This window comes from Paenibacillus sp. EB106-05-06-XG162 (assembly GCF_058791655.1).
Genome location: NZ_JBYTDT010000006.1, coordinates 277,467 through 300,089, shown reverse-complemented (window position 1 = coordinate 300,089; position 22,623 = coordinate 277,467). Strand labels below are relative to the sequence as shown.

The 22,623-nt window shown below is 47.1% G+C and carries 15 protein-coding genes; 8 read left to right on the top strand and 7 right to left on the bottom strand.

Translation table 11 applies throughout. The features are described 5' to 3' along the window. Positions 1-216: 216 nt before the first annotated feature. Positions 217-519 carry a hypothetical protein gene (locus tag AC3WU2_RS16050; RefSeq protein ID WP_492455821.1) on the bottom strand — a complete coding sequence of 101 codons (303 nt, stop codon included), beginning with the start codon at positions 517-519 and terminating at the stop codon, positions 217-219. Between the two features lie 166 nt (positions 520-685). Beyond that, positions 686-1,648 (bottom strand): hypothetical protein, encoded by a 963-nt coding sequence (locus AC3WU2_RS16045; protein ID WP_492455819.1) that lies wholly within the window; start codon positions 1,646-1,648, stop codon positions 686-688. Between the two features lie 385 nt (positions 1,649-2,033). On the opposite strand from AC3WU2_RS16045, the gene AC3WU2_RS16040 reads away from it, so the two are divergent. The 7 genes from AC3WU2_RS16040 to AC3WU2_RS16010 are packed head-to-tail and all read left to right on the top strand — an operon-like array spanning position 2,034 to position 15,738. Then, positions 2,034-3,815, top strand: a complete 1,782-nt coding sequence (locus AC3WU2_RS16040; RefSeq protein ID WP_492455817.1) for a vWA domain-containing protein — start codon at positions 2,034-2,036, stop codon at positions 3,813-3,815. Positions 3,816-3,848: 33 nt separating this feature from the next. After that, entirely contained in the window at positions 3,849-7,241 is a 3,393-nt protein-coding gene (locus AC3WU2_RS16035; protein ID WP_492455815.1) for a tubulin-like doman-containing protein, read from the top strand. 1 nt (position 7,242) lies between these two features. Continuing rightward, positions 7,243-9,627 carry a transcription initiation factor TFIID gene (locus tag AC3WU2_RS16030; protein WP_492455813.1) on the top strand — a complete coding sequence of 795 codons (2,385 nt, stop codon included), beginning with the start codon at positions 7,243-7,245 and terminating at the stop codon, positions 9,625-9,627. 39 nt (positions 9,628-9,666) lie between these two features. Then, positions 9,667-10,947, top strand: coding sequence for a vWA domain-containing protein (locus AC3WU2_RS16025; protein WP_492455811.1), 1,281 nt, complete (start codon positions 9,667-9,669; stop codon positions 10,945-10,947). A 26-nt stretch (positions 10,948-10,973) separates the two neighbouring features. Continuing rightward, complete coding sequence (locus tag AC3WU2_RS16020; protein WP_492455809.1) at positions 10,974-11,609, top strand: beta-mannanase; 636 nt, start codon at positions 10,974-10,976, stop codon at positions 11,607-11,609. An 11-nt stretch (positions 11,610-11,620) separates the two neighbouring features. Then, on the top strand, positions 11,621-12,883 hold the full coding sequence (locus AC3WU2_RS16015; protein WP_379346632.1) for a hypothetical protein: 1,263 nt from the start codon (positions 11,621-11,623) through the stop codon (positions 12,881-12,883). Next, complete coding sequence (locus AC3WU2_RS16010) at positions 12,880-15,738, top strand: GAP1-N2 domain-containing protein (protein ID WP_492455807.1); 2,859 nt, start codon at positions 12,880-12,882, stop codon at positions 15,736-15,738. The genes AC3WU2_RS16015 and AC3WU2_RS16010 overlap by 4 nt, the downstream gene beginning before the upstream one ends. Before the next feature lie 201 nt (positions 15,739-15,939). Here the strand turns inward: AC3WU2_RS16010 and AC3WU2_RS16005 are convergent, their stop codons facing one another. Beyond that, entirely contained in the window at positions 15,940-17,322 is a 1,383-nt protein-coding gene (locus AC3WU2_RS16005; protein ID WP_492455805.1) for a (Fe-S)-binding protein, read from the bottom strand. Continuing rightward, a complete protein-coding gene (locus AC3WU2_RS16000; RefSeq protein WP_492455864.1) occupies positions 17,315-18,730 on the bottom strand; it encodes an FAD-binding oxidoreductase in 1,416 nt (471 codons plus the stop codon). The genes AC3WU2_RS16005 and AC3WU2_RS16000 overlap by 8 nt, the downstream gene beginning before the upstream one ends. Positions 18,731-18,855: 125 nt before the next feature. Between AC3WU2_RS16000 and AC3WU2_RS15995 the strand changes: the two genes are divergently transcribed. Continuing rightward, complete coding sequence (locus tag AC3WU2_RS15995; RefSeq protein ID WP_492455803.1) at positions 18,856-19,575, top strand: FadR/GntR family transcriptional regulator; 720 nt, start codon at positions 18,856-18,858, stop codon at positions 19,573-19,575. Positions 19,576-19,651: 76 nt separating this feature from the next. Here AC3WU2_RS15995 and AC3WU2_RS15990 read toward each other — a convergent pair whose 3' ends face one another. The 3 genes from AC3WU2_RS15990 to AC3WU2_RS15980 are packed head-to-tail and all read right to left on the bottom strand — an operon-like array spanning position 19,652 to position 22,593. Beyond that, complete coding sequence (locus tag AC3WU2_RS15990) at positions 19,652-20,134, bottom strand: hypothetical protein (RefSeq protein ID WP_492455801.1); 483 nt, start codon at positions 20,132-20,134, stop codon at positions 19,652-19,654. A 30-nt stretch (positions 20,135-20,164) separates the two neighbouring features. Next, positions 20,165-21,916, bottom strand: coding sequence for a sensor histidine kinase (locus AC3WU2_RS15985; RefSeq protein ID WP_492455799.1), 1,752 nt, complete (start codon positions 21,914-21,916; stop codon positions 20,165-20,167). Beyond that, entirely contained in the window at positions 21,913-22,593 is a 681-nt protein-coding gene (locus AC3WU2_RS15980; RefSeq protein ID WP_492455797.1) for a response regulator transcription factor, read from the bottom strand. Before AC3WU2_RS15980 ends, AC3WU2_RS15985 begins: the two co-directional genes overlap by 4 nt. Positions 22,594-22,623 lie beyond the last annotated feature (30 nt).

Genomic DNA, 22,623 nt, shown 5'->3' with positions numbered 1-22,623 from the left:
TGCATTTAGTAATAATTTTGATCTTACTCGATTATTTTCATTTGAATACGAATGAATTCATTTTGTGACTTCGTTATAATATTGAATCTTCCTAATTCTCATTGATTCATATAAACAATCAAAAAAGGCATGAACAAAAAGAGTTTTGCCTCTTTAAATTCATGCCTTATCCAGTAATTGATTGAAAATCTTTCTATTTCAACGATTGATTCTGAACTAGTTCGTAATGGTTTCCACCTCTACGACCGGAATATTCAGCATTTGATCCCCAAACTGCACATCTTTCGACTGTTCGAAGGTTCCGATAATAACCGCTGTTCCGATTGAATAGGAGAAATCGCCTTGTAATTGTATGAGACTATCCCCCATTTGGGCATAAACGCCGGATTCTCCGACCATGACGATATTCGCCGTAAAGCGAACCTTCATGTGCTGATACTGCCACAAATCCCCAACAACGATATCTGTAAACTGCTGTACGATTGCTTTCAATTCCAAGTCTGCATAGGTTTTCTGCATGGACACAGCTTCATTCAATAAACTTGCTTATTATCCCACAGTCGGTCGGCCTCCGCTACGTTATTCATTTTGAGAATGATATAACCCCCTTTTACCCCGATCAGGACCAGAACCAGCGCACACAAAAAAATCATCACATTACGAGGGGTTATCGCCCGAATGATCGTCATATAGTGTGACCCCTTTGGTCTTTTTGTTGAAAGTCAGGATCCCATTGATATTTTTCCGTGTAAATACGCATGACTTCTTCCGACAGCCGCCCCCAATCTTCGTTCGGATATTGTTCGATCATCTGGTAAAGGCGAAGGAAACGATCTTTTGGCAGATTATAGGCATAGCGTCTGACTAAACCCGAATAACTGCGAACGTAATGCTTCATGCGTACAGCGGCTCCGGCAACGGCAGTTAGAATGTCTCGACCCTGTTCCTGCCCCATAATTTCTGGCTCGTAGGCCATGATATATTGAAACGTTCGGTCTTTAATCAAGTCTCGTTTGATCTTTGCCAGCTCACCGATATATTCGACCAACATGGGTTCATATTTGCGTACAAGCAGCGGTTCAAGTTCTAAGTCCATATCTTTACGAAGCAAAAATGTCTGAAGCAGCGTCAGTTGGCGTATACGAATCATATCATTGTGCAATAGAGTGCTGATCTCACGCAGCATTTCGTAGCAACGCTGGTTATCGGTACCCCAGTTATCGATTGCTGCTTTGTAGTCCCGAATGATGCCGTCTTGGATTTTTTTCTGATTGGCATAGAACAGCTTACTTAATGCACGCGTACACTCTACATCCAGCACATTTCGTTGCACGATCCATAAGACGCCGATCAACACGATGCTGGCAATGCCGCAGAGCACCATCTGCAGCAACGTACTGCTTAAGAGAATGCTAATTAGACCGAGACACACGGCAACGAGAATCACCGTATGCATGGCATGCTCCGCGTTACGCTCTGCTTGTTTTTCGACAGGGATAAGATGAGGTTTGCCGCAATTCGGGCAGATCGTGTCTCCTAAGATCGTGAAAGCATGGCATTTCTTGCATACCTTGAGCTTTTCGTATCGATATTTTGTTTTATAATAAGACTTCAAAAAAACAGGGGTTTTGGAGTTTCTCTTGTTCATGCCTGATCACGCTCTGAATTCAGCATGTCGAGCAACGCTTTGTCGATCGTTGCCGGGTCTAATGATTTTTTACGGTGCCATCCATATTGAATACATTTTACAATGACAAAGAGAAACAAAATTCCAATAAATACGTATGCAAACATATGAGTTTCCTTTCTTTTTTACGTTTTACAAGGAGCAAGATTCTGGAAAAGTTGAAGTTCAATGGCTTTAACTATATCATAATGAAAGATTCGGGATTCTAGCAAACATCGTTCTTTTTTTGTATGATACGATACAAAACTAGATTTTTTTACATTATTTTCTTTATCCATTTCATCTCGCATTAAGCATGAATAACTAGAATAATAAATATGATCAAACAGAAAAAGGAGCCTTACCTATGTTTAAAAATAAAATCGGCCTTATGATCTTGATGCTAACTTTCTCGATGCTGCTTCTTCCACTGGCCGGTAGCATACCTGCTGCTCACGCGGCTGCCCAATCGTCTAAGATTGACGCGGTGCTAGTCGTGGATGTCAGTAACTCGATGAATAGCAGCGACAAAAATAAAATCGGCAATGAAGCGATGAAAATGTTCATTGACATGTTATCCGTTAAGGGCGATAAGGTGGGCATCATTGCCTATACGGATCGGATCGAGCGTGAAAAAGCACTTCTTGAAATCAAATCCAATACGGATAAACAAGATTTGAAGCAATTTATTGATCAACTGAATCGCGGCACCTATACGGATATTGCAGTCGGGGTTCGTGAAGCGGTTAAAGTGCTAGAAGATGGCGCGGATGCAAGCCACGAACCCATGATCGTCGTCCTTGCAGACGGCAATAACGCATTGAACAAGAAATCCAATCGGACGCAAGCACAATCAGACCAAGAATTGAATCAAGCCGTCGAAGACGCGAAGAACAAGAACATTCCGATCTATACCATTGGGCTCAATGCGGATGGCAAATTGAACAAGGAAGCTCTAGCAGACTTATCTACAAGAACAGGGGCCAAATCATTCGAGACGAGCTCGGCGGATGACCTCCCTCAAATTCTGAGTGAAATATTTGCCAGCCATTTGAAGCTTAATATTGTCCCTATTCAATCCCTAACGGGGAACGGAAGCTATCAGGATGTCACAGTGAATGTTCCGAATGCAAACGTCCTTGAAGCGAATATCTCCATTATGTCATCCAAACCTGTTGACATCAAATTAACGAATCCATCAGGACAATCTATTCCTGTTCCTTCCAATGAAGTCCTGATATCGAAGTCGAAGAGCTACACCCTGGTGAAAATGCTCAAACCTGTTCAGGGCGATTGGAAACTTCAAGTTAAAGGTGCGGACAAGAACAAAATCGACATCAATCTCGTCTTTAACTACGATTTGGATCTGGCGCTAGACCCGATCCCTCAGAAGACGTATAAAAAGGGAGATACCATTGACATTGGCGCCTATCTCACGAGTAACGGACAGAAGCTTCAAGACAATGGTCTCTACAGCAATATGTCAGCCGTCCTTAAAGTCAAAGACCTGGGGACCGGGAACGTAACGGAGATGCCTTTGACCAACGCGGGTGATCGCTTTAAAGGAACCTATACCGTCCCGGACCAGAGAGCCTATGAGTTAACCGTAAGAGCTGAAGAAAAGAGCTTCTATCGCGAGTCAGACCCTGTGACGATTAATGGGAAAGCAACTGGCGGAACTGCCGTCACACCGAGCCAGCCGGAACCCAAAGACGAGAAACCATTTCCGTTTTGGCCCGTTATTCTAGGCGTGATTATCTTGGCTGCACTTGCAACCGGAGGTTATTTCATTCTTGCAGTCGTGAGAAAAGCGAATCGCGGCTTCGTCGGTCAACTTGTCGTTGAAATCCGCGATGAGAATACCGGAGAGAAAAGCTACCCGCAGTACAAGAAGTTAAAAGCTTTTAAAGGCAAATTCAATTTACACCAACTCCTGCAACTCGCACCTGAGCTTAAGGAAACCGAGCATATTATCTTCTTCCCTGCCAAGAATGATCACATTCTATTGAAAAACCAAGCCTCTAGCTTAATCGAGAAATCAGGCCGTACGATAGATGCGAGCCGGGGATTGGAATTGAAGAGCTCAGACCGCATTACCGTCACAATGAGTAGCATTGATAAAACGATTTTTATCGAATATCTCGTATAAACGCGTATCAGAGATCCTTAAGGAGGAAATGAAATGAAACCCATCGTAAGAGAGCATATACAACAATTGGACGTATCCCTAGGCGGCGGTATCGTCAGTGAAAAGATCCGTGTCGATACGATCGACAACCCCATTCTGATCATCGGACTTGGCGGAACCGGAATCGACGCATTGCTCCGCCTGAAATACCAAATTAATCGTAGATTCAGATTACCTGAGGACCCGCTATCCAAGAAAAAACGCGACAAGCCCGACAATGTCGAATTTCTGGCATTTGAGACCAACGAACAAGATCGCGCGAAGAAATATAAAGGGATCGGTCTAGATCCATTGAATGAGTTCGTCCTGTTATCTAACGCAGAAATTGGTGGATTGCTGCAGAATCGCAGCATTCTTGAGCCTTACATTACCGACTGGTTATCGCCGGAGTTATCCATCACCGATGGCATGAACGGGGCTGCGGGGGTTCGTCAAGCCGGACGTCTTCTCCTCTTCACCAAAATTAATCAAGTTGTACAAGCAATCGACAAAAAGATCAAAACACTATCGGTCGGTACCAACAAAAAACTGATGGTGTTCCTGCTTACGGGTCTATCCGGCGGTACGGGTAGCGGCTGTTTCCTCGATATTTCCTATATCGTGCGAGGCATAATTGAACGCGATCACGGTTCTGCCGGCATCGACCGCGTCAATACCTTAGGGTACTTGTTCACGCCAGACATCAACTTATCGAATAAGAGCTTGAGTGAGCATACACGGGAATATATCAAAAAGAATGGTTATGCTGCCTTAAAAGAGTTGGATTACTGGATGAACGTAGACAGTCGCGGTGAGCGATTCCAGCAGCAATATGGCAATATCTTGACGGTCAATTCGCCTCTGCCTCCATTCAATCTGTGTCATCTGATTTCGGCGACGAATACCGAAGGCAAGCTGCTTGAGAATGCTTATGATTATTGCATGAATGTCACCGCCGAGAATATTACGAACTTCATGGCAAGCGAAGAGAAACAATCTGGCGAGGAATTCGCGATCCATGACTATATCAGCAATATCCGGACGAACATCGCCCAGATGAATAAAGCTTATCCGGCGAACTATGAATACAACATTATCGGGGCGTCATCCGCTGTTCTTCCGATTGAAGAAATGACGACTTACTTAGGCTACCGCTTATTTACAAAGATGGAGGTCATGTTCGAAAAATCCCCTTCACAAGAAGAAACGGAGAAATTCGCACGTAAAATCGGGGTTGATCTGGATTCCATGGTGAAAACTTTCGAATCCCGTATCCCTGAGCCTTTGACTGGTTACGAGAATAGCGAGCGGCTGAGCTACAACAATGTCGTGAAGCATCAAGTCATTAACATGGATACCGAGTTAGAGCAGACTTTCTTGACCCGTGCGCGTGAAGAATACATTAAAGTCAAAAAACAGCTGCCAGGTGAAATCGTAGCGCAGTTCACGGATCAAATTCGACGCATGTTCCTCCATCCGGAACAAGGTCCGATCTATGTATCGCGTCTCGTCTATACAGAGAAAGGCTTCTGCCTGCTTAAAATGCTTCTCTCTTACATCGAAACTTTACGTGATAATCTCGTACGTATCCCTCGCGATATTGAGGCAGCCCGTGATTTTTCGGAAGAGACATTAAGCGATGCTAGAAGTGCTTTTATCTCGAAGGATAAAAAGAAAAATGCCTATATCGATTCCAAAATCAGTGAGTATTGGCTTCATGCCGATTTGGAACGAACCGAGCAAATGATCGAGTTCTATGAAGACCTCTATGCATTGCTGAACTCCGAGAATAATCGGATTTACCATGTTTTTACAGAGATCTTGAACGCGCTAAAATCGATCTTCGAGAAAAATGGCGATATCTTAATCAATGCCGACGAACAAGCAGATCACAAAGGCAATAAGACATATTACTGGAATCTTGTCAGTGTACCGGACATTTCGAAAGTCATCAGCAAGATCATGGAGCAAAAAGAAGTCGACGATCTCATTCGTGATTTCGCATCCGAACTTCTGAACCACTCCAATCATTGGATCAAGGAGCAAGAGCTCGACATCGTCAGCTCCATCTCCGATTTCCTTTCGGAGAAATTCGGGGATTTGATCACGCAATCCATGGAAGAATTCCTTGTGATGAAATTCGGGCATGAAGAATCGATTGAGAAGTTCGTTGAACGCAATATTGCAAGTAAGCTTGACGAGGAAGCCGTACCGGTATTCCATTTGAGCAACAGCGCCGGCAATTTATACTTCCCTTCCTGGGGATTCGTATCCGTGCCAGTGCAAGCGCCGAGTATTCTGAAAGGGATCCGGAATTATCAGAATAACGCCGTGGGAAAATCCCATTTCACGGTTAAAGAAAGCGAAGTGAAGAACCGGATCTTCTGGTTGAATACACGTAATGGCGTTCCTCTCTTCGTCTATACGCCGCTTAAAGTGTATGAGGAAAGTTATGAGAGAACGATCCTAGATAAGGAAGGGATTGGACGTCATCTCGTGCAGACCGACAAAGTGAACTGGACGTATTTACCGTCTCCTATTCCGCAGAAGTCCTGGGGCGAAACCTACAGCAATGCTCGCGTACGTGATTACAACGCACGAATTCGCAATGAATTCACCAAAGCTGTGGAATGGAACATCATTAAACTGAAAGACGTCGATCAGACAACAAGCAATCGTTATGCTGTCGTGTTCACTGAGCCACTACATCTTGCAGATATTCTCGGCGGATTTGATATGCAATTGCATGCATCCAAGCCGAATCTTGGTGAGGTTCAACGTGCACGTGCAGAGCTTCGCCGTATGCTCGATGAAGGCTTGGTTCAAGAATCTACGAAGGATATCTTCGGAAGTATCCATGAGGACATGGCCAAAGAGAACTTCATTCGCTCACCGCAGTTGATTACACGTGTTCGAGAAGAGATCGCAAAGTATGAGGCAATTCAGGCCAAAGTAATTGAACTAGAAAAGGTGCTCGCCCAATTCCAAGGGGAAGAGAAATTGCAGGATCAATTTATTGAAGCCTTCTACACGGGTACGATTTGCAAAAAAGGCGCGCTCTACGTCTATGACCGGGATGCTGAGGAAGAAGCTTGGGAACCGTTCGCCAATTTGATGAAGAGCCGCGATTTCGTGGAATTCGAGATCTTCGAGCAGTTCCGTCAGTTGGATGAGAAGAACCGCAGCATGCTTATGCGTAAAGCGTCCCGCCGCAGTTCCGAGATGACAGCATCGGAGGATATTGCACCTCTCCTGTCCAAGCTCGAAGAGTTGTATGAAGTGTTCCTGGATGCCCGCGATCGATTAGAATATGAGAAAATCGAACTTGCGAATGGTGAAGAAGCGTATCAGTTCTACAAGCAAATGACAACGAAACTCCATGCGATTCGCAGAAAGTTGAAGTCCTAGTATGAAACCTTTATTACACCAATTCGCAACACAATATGCCTATGAAGAAGAACGTCTATCGGGCAAAGGCGATGATCTGAGCAGCTTCCACTACCCTACTGTATTTATGTATGTCGGGGATAAAGCTGCCGAAGCGATAGAGCCGATGATACGGATTCACGAGAAAAAATCGGTCAATAGCGCTGGAATCAAGTATGTGCATATTGCTTCTGAAGATGGCGCCAAGACTTCGGGGATAGGTACCGACCATCCTTCCCGTGTCAGCCGACTCGTCTTGCCCGTATCCACGGAAGAGCGAAACGACAAATCGCTTCGCAAACATATCTATCAAAGCTTAACCCAGCAAACACAGCCCTGGTTCGAACTGAACCGGGTGCTGCGCCAGGTAAGTCGTCATATTGCTGATTATGGTCGAAACTACGCTTCATTTGACCGAATTCATCTGTCTGTCATTACGCGGGTCGAAGACCCGCTTAATGTGTTTATTCCGGAGGTAACCTTGCTCGCGCATAGCATTCTGAGTCAATCCTTTAAATCCGTACAGATGGATCTGTACGCGCTCATCAGCGAGCGGGATCAAGTCGAGACCTTCGGCTACAGCAGTTCGCTCGGCGTTGCCTTTCTTCGGGAGTTAGATACGATGCAGCGCAAGGACTATTCGTTCTCTGCGCCGCTACAAGTCACAGAGGATGGCATATCGATTCCTGTTACGCATGCGGCCTCCCCTCTATTCGATCTGGCATACATCCTATCGGATAAGAATGAACGCGGGATTTCATCCCCGAGTGACATGCAGGATAATTATGAGATCATCTGCCATATCAGCTTGCTGAAGAACCGCAAACAACAAGAAGCAACATTCGAGATGAACCAGAACAGCTATAACAACACTTCATTCAAGAACAACTTAATGACGGAATCGGGACGGCAAGGCTATGTATCGGCGGGCATTTCCAAAATCAAACGGCCGAATCAATCCATCGCATTGACAGTGCTCTACCACTTCCATCAGGGACTGATTCATCGCATGCAAAGAGAACTACATGTGAGCAATGCGGAAAAGCTCATGTATTTCGGCCTCGATCCTGGAGCGATCGATAGACTACTCACCTCCCTCCTTCCTGATGCGGGGAAAATTGATGATATGAGTGGGATCATGTCGCGTGAGATGAGTTATTCACAGTTGAAGGCCCTATCCCTCGAGGACGCGGAACGAGCGCTTTTCGGGGAAGGCTGTCAAGCCTATTTTCACGCTAATTTTGTACAAGAAGCGAATTTAGCCGTTGACCAACTGGATATTAATGCTCTTTTGCAGCGTTCAATGGAGAAACAAGCGTCGCTGTTCACGCAGGTCGGATTCATGCAGTTGTTCCAATGGACGAATCCATGGGTCGAGCATGAGAGTATTCTGCCGGTGATACGCAGCCTGATTCGACAACGAGAATCGGAGAAAGACTTCGTTGTCTCTGAGCTGGAACAACTCTATCAGGAAAAAGTCGATAACCAGACATTTAAGCGAATGCCATTTATGGATAAGCACAACGTGCGCAGTTTCATCCGCTTTTTCTTTGAGAAGATCTATTGTAAAAAGCTAGAGAGGCTTCGGCTTGAGCTGGAAATCGTCTGTATGAAGCGGGTTGAAACGGCTTTAGAGCAGCTACATGTCATCTATCAGCGGCAGGTCCAGCAGGTTCAGGAGCTTCGTGATGCCCTTCATGAAGCAGCGCTTGAAAGTATACGTACAGCAGATGATTATATTGGGCAGAACATCATCGAGTTCTATGAACGGATAACTCAGAGCGTCATGGAAGATCTAGAAGCGAAGCGCGGGCAGGAAATTTTCTTCGATGAACGTTATATGGGCAGCATCTCTTCGCTGCTCCATCAAGGCAACGAAGCCTATGCTAAGAAACTCATGGCCGTCTGTCGGCAACATCTACTAACAGCCGAACCGTTCCAGCAAACCTTTGAAGAAGAGTTGCTGCAGCGTGCGAATGTGACCATAGCCTATGAGAACAAACAAGTGTTATCGAAGGATGAACTATTTAAGAAGCTCTACCGTACGCTCGAGGAACAGGCAGGAATTCATATCCGCCTGTTGGATTACACACATGAACATCGCTATGAAGAGAAATATTTCTTCGGTGATTATACGAGCGAATTCATTCGCTATGCCTTGGGTGCAGACGAGACTACTCGTATCTACAAATTAGGCTGTGTGCATGAGAAACGGAGCAGCGGCGTTGATAAATTGAATATGATGGGCGGTTTCCACGTCGAAGATTTAATGTATTATCGCAACGGTAAAATTTACTATGAAAGCTATATGCAAAATGAGTATGAATTTCACGGTGTGGATGTTCATCAGTTGTCAGAGCTTCGCTAAATCAAACCGATACAGGTTCCATAGAGAGGATGATTGTCGTTGCAGCGCAAGATCAACTTACTACTCGTGTTATTCAGTATCATCGGAGGCTCCATCGGTTTTGCGGTTGGTGAAATGATCCTTCATACCTTGCTTGATTCGATGCCAACGTTCGTCGTGGTTGGCATTTATTTTGGCTCCCTCGCCTTTTTCATCGGGCTATTCTGTCTCATCGCAGAGATGATTGCACCGCGACTTAATGGCTCGTCGTGGCGGCAGCGGTATGTCGGAATGTCTTGGAAATTACTTGTTCCGGTCACGCTTGTGCTGCTGTTCGTTGTCGGGCTTGCACTCGAAGCCCTCTACCATATCAATGTCGGCGGGGCGAAGCCTGTCAAAGATATCGTGCTTGTGATCGACAACTCAGGCAGTATGACGGAGACGGACCCGAATCAAGATCGCTACGCCGCTGCCAAACGTTTAATTCAAAAAATGGACAGCGATAATCAACTCTCGGTCTTGGTGTTCAATGATCAAGTTGAAGTCATCCAACCGTTTACCGCAGTGAACAATCAAGCTGCCAAAGACGAGATCACGGCGAAAATCGATGCCCTGCAGCAGACCGACGGTGGAACGAATATTGCACTTTCCTTGGATGAAGCCATGAAGCAAATTCAGGAGAAAGGAACCGCGCAGCGAGGAACGATGGTCATTCTTCTCTCCGACGGTTTTAGCGAAATCGATACGAACCAGGTGCTTGCTAAATATGAGCAGAACCAAATTGCGATCAATACGATCGGTTTAAGTCTTGTCAACCCAGAGGGTACCGCCCTCTTGCAACAAATTGCTGATCGAACAGGCGGACAATATTACGATGTTACGAAAGCCGATGATCTATCGCTCGTGTTCCAGAAAATCTACGATAACCTTGGTAATCGCACCCTAGTCACAGAAAGATCGGACAACACCAAGGATAACGCTTATTACATGATTTTGCGGATTATCGCTTTACTACTCATCGGTACAGGAATCGGCTTATCGCTAGGTCTCGTCTTTGACAATCGCCATCTCGCCCGGAGCTTTATGATAGGCGGATCCGTTGCAGGACTTTTAGCTGGTTTATTGTTAGAGTTTGGATTATCCGGACACCCATTCACCGATGGGTTGACACGGTTCATTGCAGCACTGATATTAGCAGGCGTGATTGGCTTGTTCACATGGATCGTTCCTATTCAGGAATATCAACGGCTGCGTCAAGATCGTCATCGCAACATCCATGCCGGTCGTCCGAATCAAAGCTTCGATAATCGGGCCCGAGACCAACACAACAAAGGCTTTTAGTTAACACCTAGGGAGGCGCAATAACCATGCAGTTTATGGATGCCCATGCTACATCCCCCATCATACGGGACCTTCAATCAAGCGTAAATGACAACCGTTGTACGCTCCGATGGCTGTGGCCAAGCGACGTCCAATCCGTTTACATTCATAAAGTACACGCGAGCGAGCAGGTTGATGATACGCCTGACGCTCGCGCCTTAAAGCTCTATACCAAGGATGAATTCAAAGCAAATCATGGCTATCAGGATCGATTGGACGGTGTCGGCCGCTGGATCTATACGATATACGCCAGCACGACCGTCGATGGAGAAACGCGATTAATTCGACAACCTGAGTATGGGAATCGCATTGAAGTCAGTACAGGAAAAGCGAATATATATTACTCGATTCGTCTCAAAACCGGTTTCTTTCAGAAATTCAAAACGGCGCAAATTCAAGTGACCTCGGAAGTCCCCCTTGCGAAAGACGTACTCTGTTATGTTAAAAAGCAAGGCGGCTACCCGACGCATAAAGAAGATGGGACGGTCTATCCATTCGTAGAGCCATTTCCTGCAGGCAAGACGGTCTTACCTGTCATTGAAATCGGCAAGAACGATTTTATTCGATTATTCTTTACAGACGGCCGGAAATACGGGCATGTATATGCACTCATACCGGAATAGGAGGAGCACCCATGAGTTTTTTCGATATATTTAAAAAGAAACCGCAAGCAGCGCCAAGACCGCTGTTTTACGATATTGTATGTCCCTATTGCTTCCGTAAATATGCACCCGAAGATGTGGTCTTCCGTGCGGCACATCACCGGGAAGACGATGAGAATTATGCGCTTCAAGAAGATGACATCTTGAATCGTTACCGCCAGCAATTCGGTTTAGATTCCGTCTACGATATGGAAGCCATTCTCTACCCGCACGACATTCCTGAAGAGCATCACATCTACTCCGATCATGTCCTGATTGGGTTGAACGATCGATACGGCGTTGTCACGCGTCATCGACTATGCCCGCACTGCCATAATGAGTTGCCGATCACAGCTGGCAAGGTGCCTAGCAATATTATCTCGATCATCGGGGCCTCCCAAGTCGGGAAATCGGTCTATATGACCTCCTTGATCCATACGCTGCAGCATATGACAGCAGATCATTTTGACGCAGCCTGCATGCCACTCAATGCAGAAATAAGCCGCAAATTCCGCACCATGTACGAAGAACCACTTTTTGAACGCGGCGATCTGCTCGCTTCAACCCAAAAAGAGAAAATGCAAGAACCATTTATTTTCCAGTTCGTGTTCAAGGATGAGTCCAAGCCCCCTCTCACCCTTGTATTCTTTGACGTTGCAGGTGAAGGCATGGTCGATCAAGACTATCTGGGGCTGCATGGACAACATATCAAGAATTCCGCCGGCATTTTATTCATGGTCGATCCGCTTCAGATTCGTTCGATTCGTGAGAAAATACGGTTGAAATACGGGGATACCGAAGGCGACTGGATCCCGCAATACGATGAACCGCGTGATGTCGTCCTGACGATGTTCGGCGATTTCATTGCGTATGAGGAGAAGACGAAGACGAATATCCCGACGGCTGTCGTGTTGACGAAGAGTGATATGCTTCACTCGCTCAAAGATGAAGACGGCGATTATGTCAAGCCGAACAGTAATATTTTCAATAACATGATTCATCGCAAATGGCTTGACTTAACCGAATTCGAGAACATTGATGGCGAAATTCGACGTTTCATTGAGAAAGTCGATCGCCCTTTCAAGGGAACGATGGATGTCTATTTCTCCAATACCGCCTATTTCGCGGTTTCAGCACTTGGGAGCAATCCCGTTAACCAAAAGATGCAGGGCGTTGTCAGTCCCATCCGTGTGGACGAACCATTCATCTGGCTGTTATATAAACTGAATTACATCGAAGGGAGAGAAGAACGTTGAATACCCCGTCACCGAAACCCATCCAACAACAAATGTATACGCGAGAGCGGCGTGGTATTTTTCGTTCCAATGAAGGTTACGATACAGTAGCTCGTTCCAATGGGTTGGATAGCAATTTCATTAAAAAAGTGCTCCACCCTGCCTGCTTCTACGATGCTCCGACAGAGCTGTCCGTGCTTGGAGAAAAGGACGTCAGCGCTTATCCGAAAGCCATGCATTTATATCGCACGGAATCGGGGCAAATCGTATTTGGTACAGGTGTGTATATGCCTGCCGATTTCACGGGCATGCGAAGTGCTTTCTTCATGCATAACTATGTGATTCCAGCAGAGCGTGCCTCAGAAGTGATTTATAACTATGATGCGTGGTTGAATGCTTCTTTCGCCACCACGTATGATATTGAACAAGGGCAAGATTTGCCTGAATTGAACGAACTTCCACTGGGCGCTGCTACCACTCCTTCTCTACCTTATCGAACACAATTGGCGCATATGAACATCGATGAGCACGTGTTTAAGCAGTTGCTGTTCGCCGTGATGGCCTCGATTCAAGGAAAAAAGAAGGTTTATGTCACTCTGGATGTGCCCATCGAGGACCTATCCCTCCATGCCGTGAAATTAATCGAAATCTTATATGCCAGCATGCCACATGCCTACCGCAAACAATTCGGCTTCGTGACGTATGCCAAAGAACCTGTCAGCAAAAAAGGCATTCATCTCACGCTCATGGAGAAAGGAAGCTTGCGAGCGAACGATAAAAATATCGAGAAAGATTACACGTTCGATCTTCCTTCAAACCGCATCAACAATATGGATTTGGATTGGTCCAAACAGCCTTATATCGATTATGCGTGGGATCATCTCGATCACTCGCATGTGATGGAGGACTTCTTCCGATTTGCCGATCGGATGCTCGCTGATCTGGAACCGCTTCGCCAGATATCCATTGTCAGTTATCATGAGCTAACGTTGTTCGAACAGCTACTTCAGGGACAATACCATGAATATGACAAGAATCAGGTTGCCTTATTACGCGCGTTAATCGGGTATTTAACGCCACCAAATGCGATGGTCGCCAAAGAACGGTTAAATGCTCTATTCCATACGTTGTTCACAAGAGAATACACGCATGTTAAGCAGAGACAGATTCCGGACCCTACGATTGTGGAATGCTTCCGCGATTACGATCGGTTGAACCCCGCTGCGATTGAAAAGGATCTCTCAGGTTTCTTGATCCGGGCAATTAATAATGCGAATGCCGAGCAACGGCAAGATATGGCTCTAGCATTCTACGCCATCGCGGAGAGTGTACCCTCACTACGCCAGCTCTTTTTCGATACGATCTTGCAGGTCAATTTCGCAAGAACTCTGTTCGACCCGTACATTCAGTATCAATTCCAAGCCATGAGCTCCGTGGGCGATATCGTCCATGCCATTCAGCACTGGGTGATCCATCATCCGCAAGTCCGGAGCAGTAACGTTTTTCTTGAGATTGCCAAGTCAGAACTTACCGAGAAATTACGGAGTGAGTCTGAGCCTGTGTCCGCCGTCTATTCGATCGTGAATCAACTGGATAAGCTTGCGATTCAAGTGGAGAAGCAATTCGGAGGCAAAGATACTTATTTTATCGATCAACTTATCTATTCAGCTCAGCTCTATTTACTTAAAGAATTAAATCTTGATGCCATCACGCTGAATCAGCTTCTACAAATTGATTTCTTAGAACACGAGGATGAGATCAAGGAATGGGCTGCCCATTTCAATCAACAAGTCCGATCACAGACGAATGTCATGCTCGCTGCGTACCGATGGTTCCATGAGCAGAATCCCAATGAATCCATCTTCGAAGGCCTTTCAGCTGTGGAAATGGATCGGTTGCAGCAGCTCGGGCGGAAATGGATGCAGTACGACATTAAGCCGGCTCAATTCAGACGGATAATCATGGCGTTCTACAGTGAATCTTGCGGAAGCTTGATCGATTACAGCGGTTTATTGCAATATATCTATCAACATGCACAAGACAAAACCATCGTCTATCAATTCATTAATTGGTCGGAAAAGCATCGTTATTTCACGCGATCTCAGAAGCTTCATGCCGCATATTCAGCAGCAATTCTTTCTTATTTTAAGAAAGTCGATCCGACTGCCTTTAAGAACCGGACGAATCGCAAACAGTATTTCGATACGGCGGGACCGGCTCTGAAGGCGGTATATGATAAAGCTGCTATTGAAAACTCACCGGTACTCCTTCGCATCCTAAAAAAACATAAGAAAGCAAGCCTTCTTGCATTGGTTCTTGTGATTATTGTTGGCGCAGCTGCAGGGATGGCTGGATCCGGGGTATTCAGCAAGAAAGCGCCCGAACAGATCAAAAAAGCGGAACAACCTGTCACTACAACACCGCCGACCGAGCAGGTTCCAGACATCATTGTTCATGCGGAGAACATCCCAATCGATGGAGAAGAACAGACCCAGCTTGTATTTCAATTTCGTGATCTAGCGCAGTGTACGGCTTTCGAGCCGAAAACGGTACAAGTTGAGAAAACAGATGGAACGAAGACCGACTATAGCAAGACACTAAAATTAATTCACAATTGTAGTGATACCGTAACGGATACAAAGAAAGATACCAAAGAAACAAATCCGAATCCAGAAAATGGTGCAGATCCAACAAGCACGACGAATGGCACAGCTTCTTCTGCCGAAGACGTCGTACCCTCCTATCCAGGACAAGTTATCATTCAGCTGGGCTCCAAAGCGGATATCCCCCAGGATAGTACCGTGATCATCAATGAGACGAAATACAAACTTTCTCTACCACCGAGCACCGCGTCGGGAGAATCGATCAATCATTAATTAACGTACTTAAAGAACTAAAGAACTCCCCTTCGTATAAATCTTGAAGGGGAGTTTTTTGTCCGGCTATTTACTTATGGGCAAAATCGGTTCTCGATCAAATTCGATCGCAATGACCGTCGCTTCATCGGGCTAGGTGCCATCCGGCCTAGGTCTACATTTAACAGCAGGTTTCCCATTTACTCGCCACTTCGAGCAATTTCATTTCAACTGGCTATACAAAAAATCAACCACATGCATGGCATGCATCTCGTGGCTATTGCCATGTTTTTCAATGCCATGCTTCATCTGCAGCAGACAGCCGGGATTGCTGGTTAATAGAACGTGCGCCTGCGTCTTCTTGACGTGCTCCATCTTATGTTCCAAGATGCTCCCGGCCATTTCTGGCTGTGTCAAGTTGTAAATACCAGCCGAGCCGCAACAACGGTCTGCCTCGAACAGTTCGACGAACTCCGTTCCTTCCACACGTCGTATCAGATTTCTCGGCGCATCCGAGCTGCGCATCACGTTGCGCAAATGACAGGACTCCTGGTACGTGATTTTGGTCGCATGCCCCTCTGCCGTCTTGCCGAAGGACTGAGGCAGATTACCTTGATCCACCAGAATTTTGCTAATATCGACTGTGCGCGAAGCGAACCATGCAGCATCCGCACTCCACTCTGGTTCATCGTGAAGCAGATGTCCGTAATCGACGAGCAACGCGCCACAACCGCCAGCGTTGGAAATGATCCAATCGACACCAGCTTCCTTAAACGCGCCAATGTTCCGTTTGGCTAGTTCCTTGGCGCCAGATTGTTCACCGCTATGCGCATGAAGCGCACCACAGCAATTCTGGCTTGCTGGGATGACGACGTCGAAGCCGGCCGCATTAAGCAACCGAACGGTGTTGATATTCGTCTCCGTAAACAGGATATCCATGATGCATCCGCGAAATAAGCCGACGGTGGCGATCTTCTCCCCTATTGCCGGGTGCCAGGTCCCAATCGTCTCGACGACACCCTTATCGGAAGCCTCGGGCAAAATCTTCTCCATGTCTCGCATATGTGCAGGAAACAGCTTCATGAGTCCTGCATTTCTCGCAAAGCTCTGTAATCCTGATTGTTGATAGAATCTAAGCGCTCCTCCGACCATCCTTACTCGATTCTGATATGGGAACACGCCTTTGAAAGCTACTTTACGCGCAAGCTTGATCCACCAGCGATGGAAGTCTGTATGTTTCTCCACCGCGTCCCTCGCCTGCTCGATTAATTGGCCGTATTTCACGTCGGCCGGACATGCTGGTTCACATGCGCGGCAGCCCAGACAGTGATTCATTTGCGTCTCGAACTGCGCATTTGGCTCCATGATGCCGTCGACAACGGCTTTCATCAAGGCAATCCTGCCTCGTGGCGATTCCGCCTCAACCCCTGTCTCGCGAAAGGTCGGACAAGCCGGCAAACAAAACCCGCAGCGCATACAGTTGGTCAGCTGGTCGTAATCGAGCGTCTGCTTTAGTGTATTCACCATAGGGCTGCAAGCGGGAACAGCGCCTGCCAAGCCGGGTGCTGTCGGCAATGAATTGGATCGTAGGTCTGTCTTAGCCATGATCGATGACCACCCTTTTACGCGACTCTTTGGCGAACAATTTGCCGGGATTGAGCAAGTTGTGTGGATCGAATGCCATCTTGATTCCTCGCATCATCTCGATACCGGCGCTCCCCACTTTCCATTCCAGATATGGAGCCTTTACCATCCCAACGCCATGTTCGCCCGTTATCGTGCCGCCAAGCCGAATCGCCGCTTCGAAAATTTCTTCGAAAGCTGCTTCGACGCGATGTACTTCTTCCTGGTCTCGTGCGTCTGTCGTTGCAGTAGGATGTAGATTCCCGTCGCCGGCGTGACCGAAAGTACATATCTGCACGTTATATTTCTGGGCAATTCGGTTAATCTCCAGCACCATATCGGCGATTCGCGAACGCGGAACTGTAGCGTCTTCCAGTATTGTCGTCGGCCGCAGGCGGGCGAGCGCTGTAAAAGCGCTGCGTCGCGCCGTCATCAGCTTCAAGGCATGTTCCGCCGATTCAGCTACTTCAACTCTTGCAGCGTTCTCGCTCTGACATATCGACGCGATGACTTCGATATCTCGCTCGACCATCTCCATCTCGCCATCTTGTTCGATCAACAGGATGGCTTCCATATCGAGCGGCAAGCCTAGCTTCGCAAAATCGTCGACGACGCGTATCGTCGGATTATCCATGAACTCCAGCGTTGCCGGGATAATCTGGTTCTTGATGATGCTGGATACGGAGCGAGCCGCCCCGTAGATATCCTTATACATCGCGATCATCGTCTTCTTATACTTGGGCGGAGGAATAAGTTTAAGCGTCGCTTCCGTAATCACTGCAAGTGTCCCCTCCGAGCCGACGAGCAGCTTGGTCAAGTCATAGCCTGCTACGTCTTTCATCAGCTTGCCGCCCGTACGGATAATTTCGCCATTCGCCAGTACGGCCTCAAGACCAATGACGTAATCTTTCGTCGTCCCGTATTTGAGCCCCCGAAGGCCACCGGAGCATTCCGCGATATTGCCACCGATTGTCGAAATTGCCATACTACTCGGATCAGGCGGATAGAACAAGCCTAGGTTCTCTATATGGGTGATAAATTCCTTGGTGATGATCCCGGGCTGTACGGTCGCTGTCAGGTTATCCATATCGACATCTAGGATCCGATTCATGCGATGCATGACCATCACGATCCCACCATGCACGGGAACCGTCCCACCGCATAAGTTCGTGCCCGAGCCCCGACTGACAAGCGGAATGCGATGTCGGTTCAGCACTTTCATGACGGCTGCGACTTCTTCGGTGCTACCAGGGTAAATGACACCATCCGGAAGCGCCTGCTGCATTGGCGTTCCGTCATAGGAATGCGTTACAAGTGACTCAAGATCATCATGAAAAAATGTATCGCCCACAATTGAGCGCAGCTCACGTTTAACGACTTCCTCCAGCACAATCAACACCTCAACATCTCATAAATTTTAGAAGCAACGAATTAGTCAGGTCATCTGATGACTTTATGTTGGGTTTAGTATACACTAAAATAAATGGCATGAGAACCACATTTCGGAAGGAATGAATGAAACTGATGAATACGCTTCAACCCAAACCGCTAAAAAGCTCCGACTGGGTCATGCAGGACCTAAAACAAAAAATGGAAGAAGGCCTCCTCCTCCCAGGCGACCGACTTCCATCTGTCGTTGATCTTGCCCTGCAATATCAAGTTGGTCGTTCTACAGTACGGGAGGCACTTAGCTCCTTGAAGGCAATGGGCATGCTCGATGTCCGGCAAGGAAGCGGCACGTTCGTCCGTGAACAACCGATCGAACTCCCTCATCCGGCCCACCTGCATCCTGAATCTTGGATAAGCCGCGCGAAATCAATTCGACATCTTCTTGAAGTACGTCGCGTCCTTGAGACTGGCTGTGTGTCTCTTGCGGCAACCCATCGAACGGAGCAAGACCTTGCCCTGCTGTCGAATATTCTCGAAGAGATGGCATCCAAGTTGGATGACGAGGTATTCGGCGAGCAAGCCGATGTACAATTCCATGAGACAATCGCTCGAGCAACCCATAACCCCATGCTAGCCGATTTGATGTCGTCACTGTCGCAGCAGATTCACGAGACGATGAAGGATACCCGTACGTTATGGTTCTACGCCGAACGCTCTTCGGCTGAACGTTTGCTGAGGGAGCATCGGGATATTTACGAGGCGATCGCCGATTGCGAAGGCATACGAGCACAGCAGCTCATGGAGGACCATATCGCCAAAGTCGAACGTGTCCTGGATCCTGGTTGATCAACTGCATAAAAATCGTGCGCAAGCCGGGGTATTTCAGACATATCTTCCCCCGGTCTGCGCACGATTTTTCATTTCATTTCAACGTTATTTTCTTTTTCCACGTCAATTCATCCCCTTGGTCATTGCGGAAAAGGAACTTGACCTCCCCTTCTTCGCCGCTCATCGGCTGAGGATAGATGAAACCCGCGAACTGTCCATCACCGCTAATGTAGAAGCCATCTTCCCCGTTCGCACCATGCTGAGCAGCTTCTTGCAGCGTATTGACGATCTGATTCTTCGAAGAAATCCACTGCATTTCAGCGAGCGAATACCCTTCAGGCAGCTTCTTCACGACAAAATCGAAGCTTTTCTGCTCAGTAGGCTTGGGCGTCTGATCAATAATAATCAGAATTTCTTTGTCCAATGGCTTCGAATCCTTCTCGCTAACTGGTGCCTCTTGATGTGCGGGTTCAGATCCCTTCACCGCAGAACCGGTGTCCGATGGCGAGCCGCAAGCACTTATCAGAAGCAGTATACTACCAACAATCAACAACATGATGTAGCGTCTTTTCTCCATACCCACTCTCCATTTGTCTATTAATATCATTTACTTCGCTTCCGCTTGTTCCAACGTGAAATGAAACACAACACCTTGGTCCGTATTCGCCGCACCATACGTACTGCCATGCAGCTCCAGAATATGCTTGACGATGGCGAGCCCCAGTCCCGTACCGCCAGATTTGCGATCACGTGAACGTTCGGCACGATAGAATTGATCCCAGATCCGATCCAAATCTTCCGCGTCAATAGGAGGGCCAACATTAGCGATAGCGGTCTTAATCTGGCCATGCATTGTTCGCTGTATATCAATTCGGATGGTGCTTCCTTGCGACGCATGCCGAACGGCATTGCTTAATAGATTCAGTACCACTTGCTCGAGCCGTCTAGGATCTGCGCTGACAACCCAATCCGAATCCGTTTGTATATCGATGTGAAGCTGCTTACTCTCCAGCTGATGAGCGAACGAGGCAGTAACGCGATGGATCAACTCCCCAAGCGATATGTCTCTGAGGTGTAACTGAATTGCCTTCGCCTCGAATTTGGATAACTCCAGCATATCCATAATCAATGCGTTCATTCGATCCGTTTCACTCACGATCAGCCCAAGATATCGCTCTCGTTTATCGACAGCCACATCATCCTGCAGCCCTTCTGCGAACCCTTTTACGATGCCTAATGGCGTCTTTAACTCATGGGAGATGTTCGCGATCAATTCTTTGCGAAGCTGCTCGGAGCGCTGCTTCTCTTCCATTTCCGTGTGCAGCTGCTCATTCGCCTGCTGCAGGTTCTGCAATGCGGCATTCAGATTTTGCGATAATGTGCTCATACTTCTCGATAAATCCCCGAATTCGTCCTTGGAATGAATCTCGGGCTGGACACTGAAATCCAGCTGTGCCATGCGCCCTGCCGACTTACTGAGCTTCACTAATGGCCGTGAGATGATTCGCGAATACATCAACGAAAGGATCAGCACAAGAATAAGAATAACCGGCGCCATATAGATAAAATATTGCTTCAGAATTGCTACCGCTTCGCCTACGGGCTGAAGCGAGGTGAGCGCAAAGACATACCGATCCTCAACCAGCGATGTGGATAGTGGAGCTACAAGGACTGCGTATCGGATGCCGCTCCATGGATCAAGCCATTCCGTTCGAACAGAAGAATTACGATCCAGCTCAGCTTGGTGCATGTCTTTCTGGAGCAACCAATCCATCAACGCGTTTCGAATCAGCGTATCTTGATAGAACGGATTGAAGGATCGCTGCTCGGGCAAGATGAAATCTGTGATCTTGCCTTTGACACGTACAAGTCCCTCACCAGGGAGTGTTGCTACCTGACTTTCCTGATGGATATTGACTGGCTGCATAATCGTATCGTTCTCATCCATGAAAATACCGTCAACCAGCAGCGTATCGCCAATTCGCAGCCCAGTCGGAATATCGTTCAGCATCATCCCTTCGGATGCGATCCGAAGCGTAACCAGCTTTGAATCTGTTGCGATTTGAATAAAATACGGATCGACGCTTCGTTGCTCGAACTGACTGTTCAGAATCGCCACGCTGGCGTTGTTCTCATTCATGAAGGTGCCTAATGCGCGAGAGGCCTCGATTCCATTGGATTCTGCAGCAAGATACCGCGTACCGAATCGCTCGATGCTCTGTTCGAGATGATTTATTTTTGTCGCCCGATAGAACCGTTCAAAGAACAACCCCTCAGCAAGCAGAGCTAGCGAGAACACAAGTAGGATCAGGACAGAGGTGATCACAAACAACTTTCGTACAACTCCGTTTTTTCTCATGATTCCATCTCAAATTTATACCCCGAACGAATGACCGTCCGAATAAATCGCCCTTCGCTTCCTAATTTGGCGCGTAATTTCTTCACATGGGTGTCCACGGTACGCAGATCCCCAAAATAATCAAATCCCCAGACAGCATTCAATAGATAATCCCGTGATAGAACCTGCCCATCATGCTTCATGAACACGAGGAGCAACTCGTATTCCTTCGGCGATAGGTTAATGAGCGTTTCTGATACCATGACCGAATGCGCCCTGCGGTCCACCGTGATATGCCCATACGTGAGAATGTCGTTCTCCCGTCCGATTGTTCCCTCCGTTCGTTTCATGAGCGCGATCGCACGGGCGACGAGCACCTTTGGACTAAATGGCTTGGTGACATATTCATCCGCACCCAGCTCGAAGCCCATAATCTGATCATCGTCCTCCGTCCGCGCGGTTATGATGATAATGGGGACGTCTGACTTTTGCCGAATTCTTCTGCATACCGACCACCCGTCCATTTCCGGCATCATAATATCCAGCACAATCAGGTCGATCATGGCCTGTTCGAAAATCTCCAGCGCTTCTCTCCCGTTCTCCGCTTCATATACATCCCATTGTTCTTTCTTGAAATAATCTGTAATAAATTCACGCATGAGAACATCATCTTCAACGAGCAAAATACTTCGCTTCATCCATTATCACCCCAAATCAACCGAAAACTG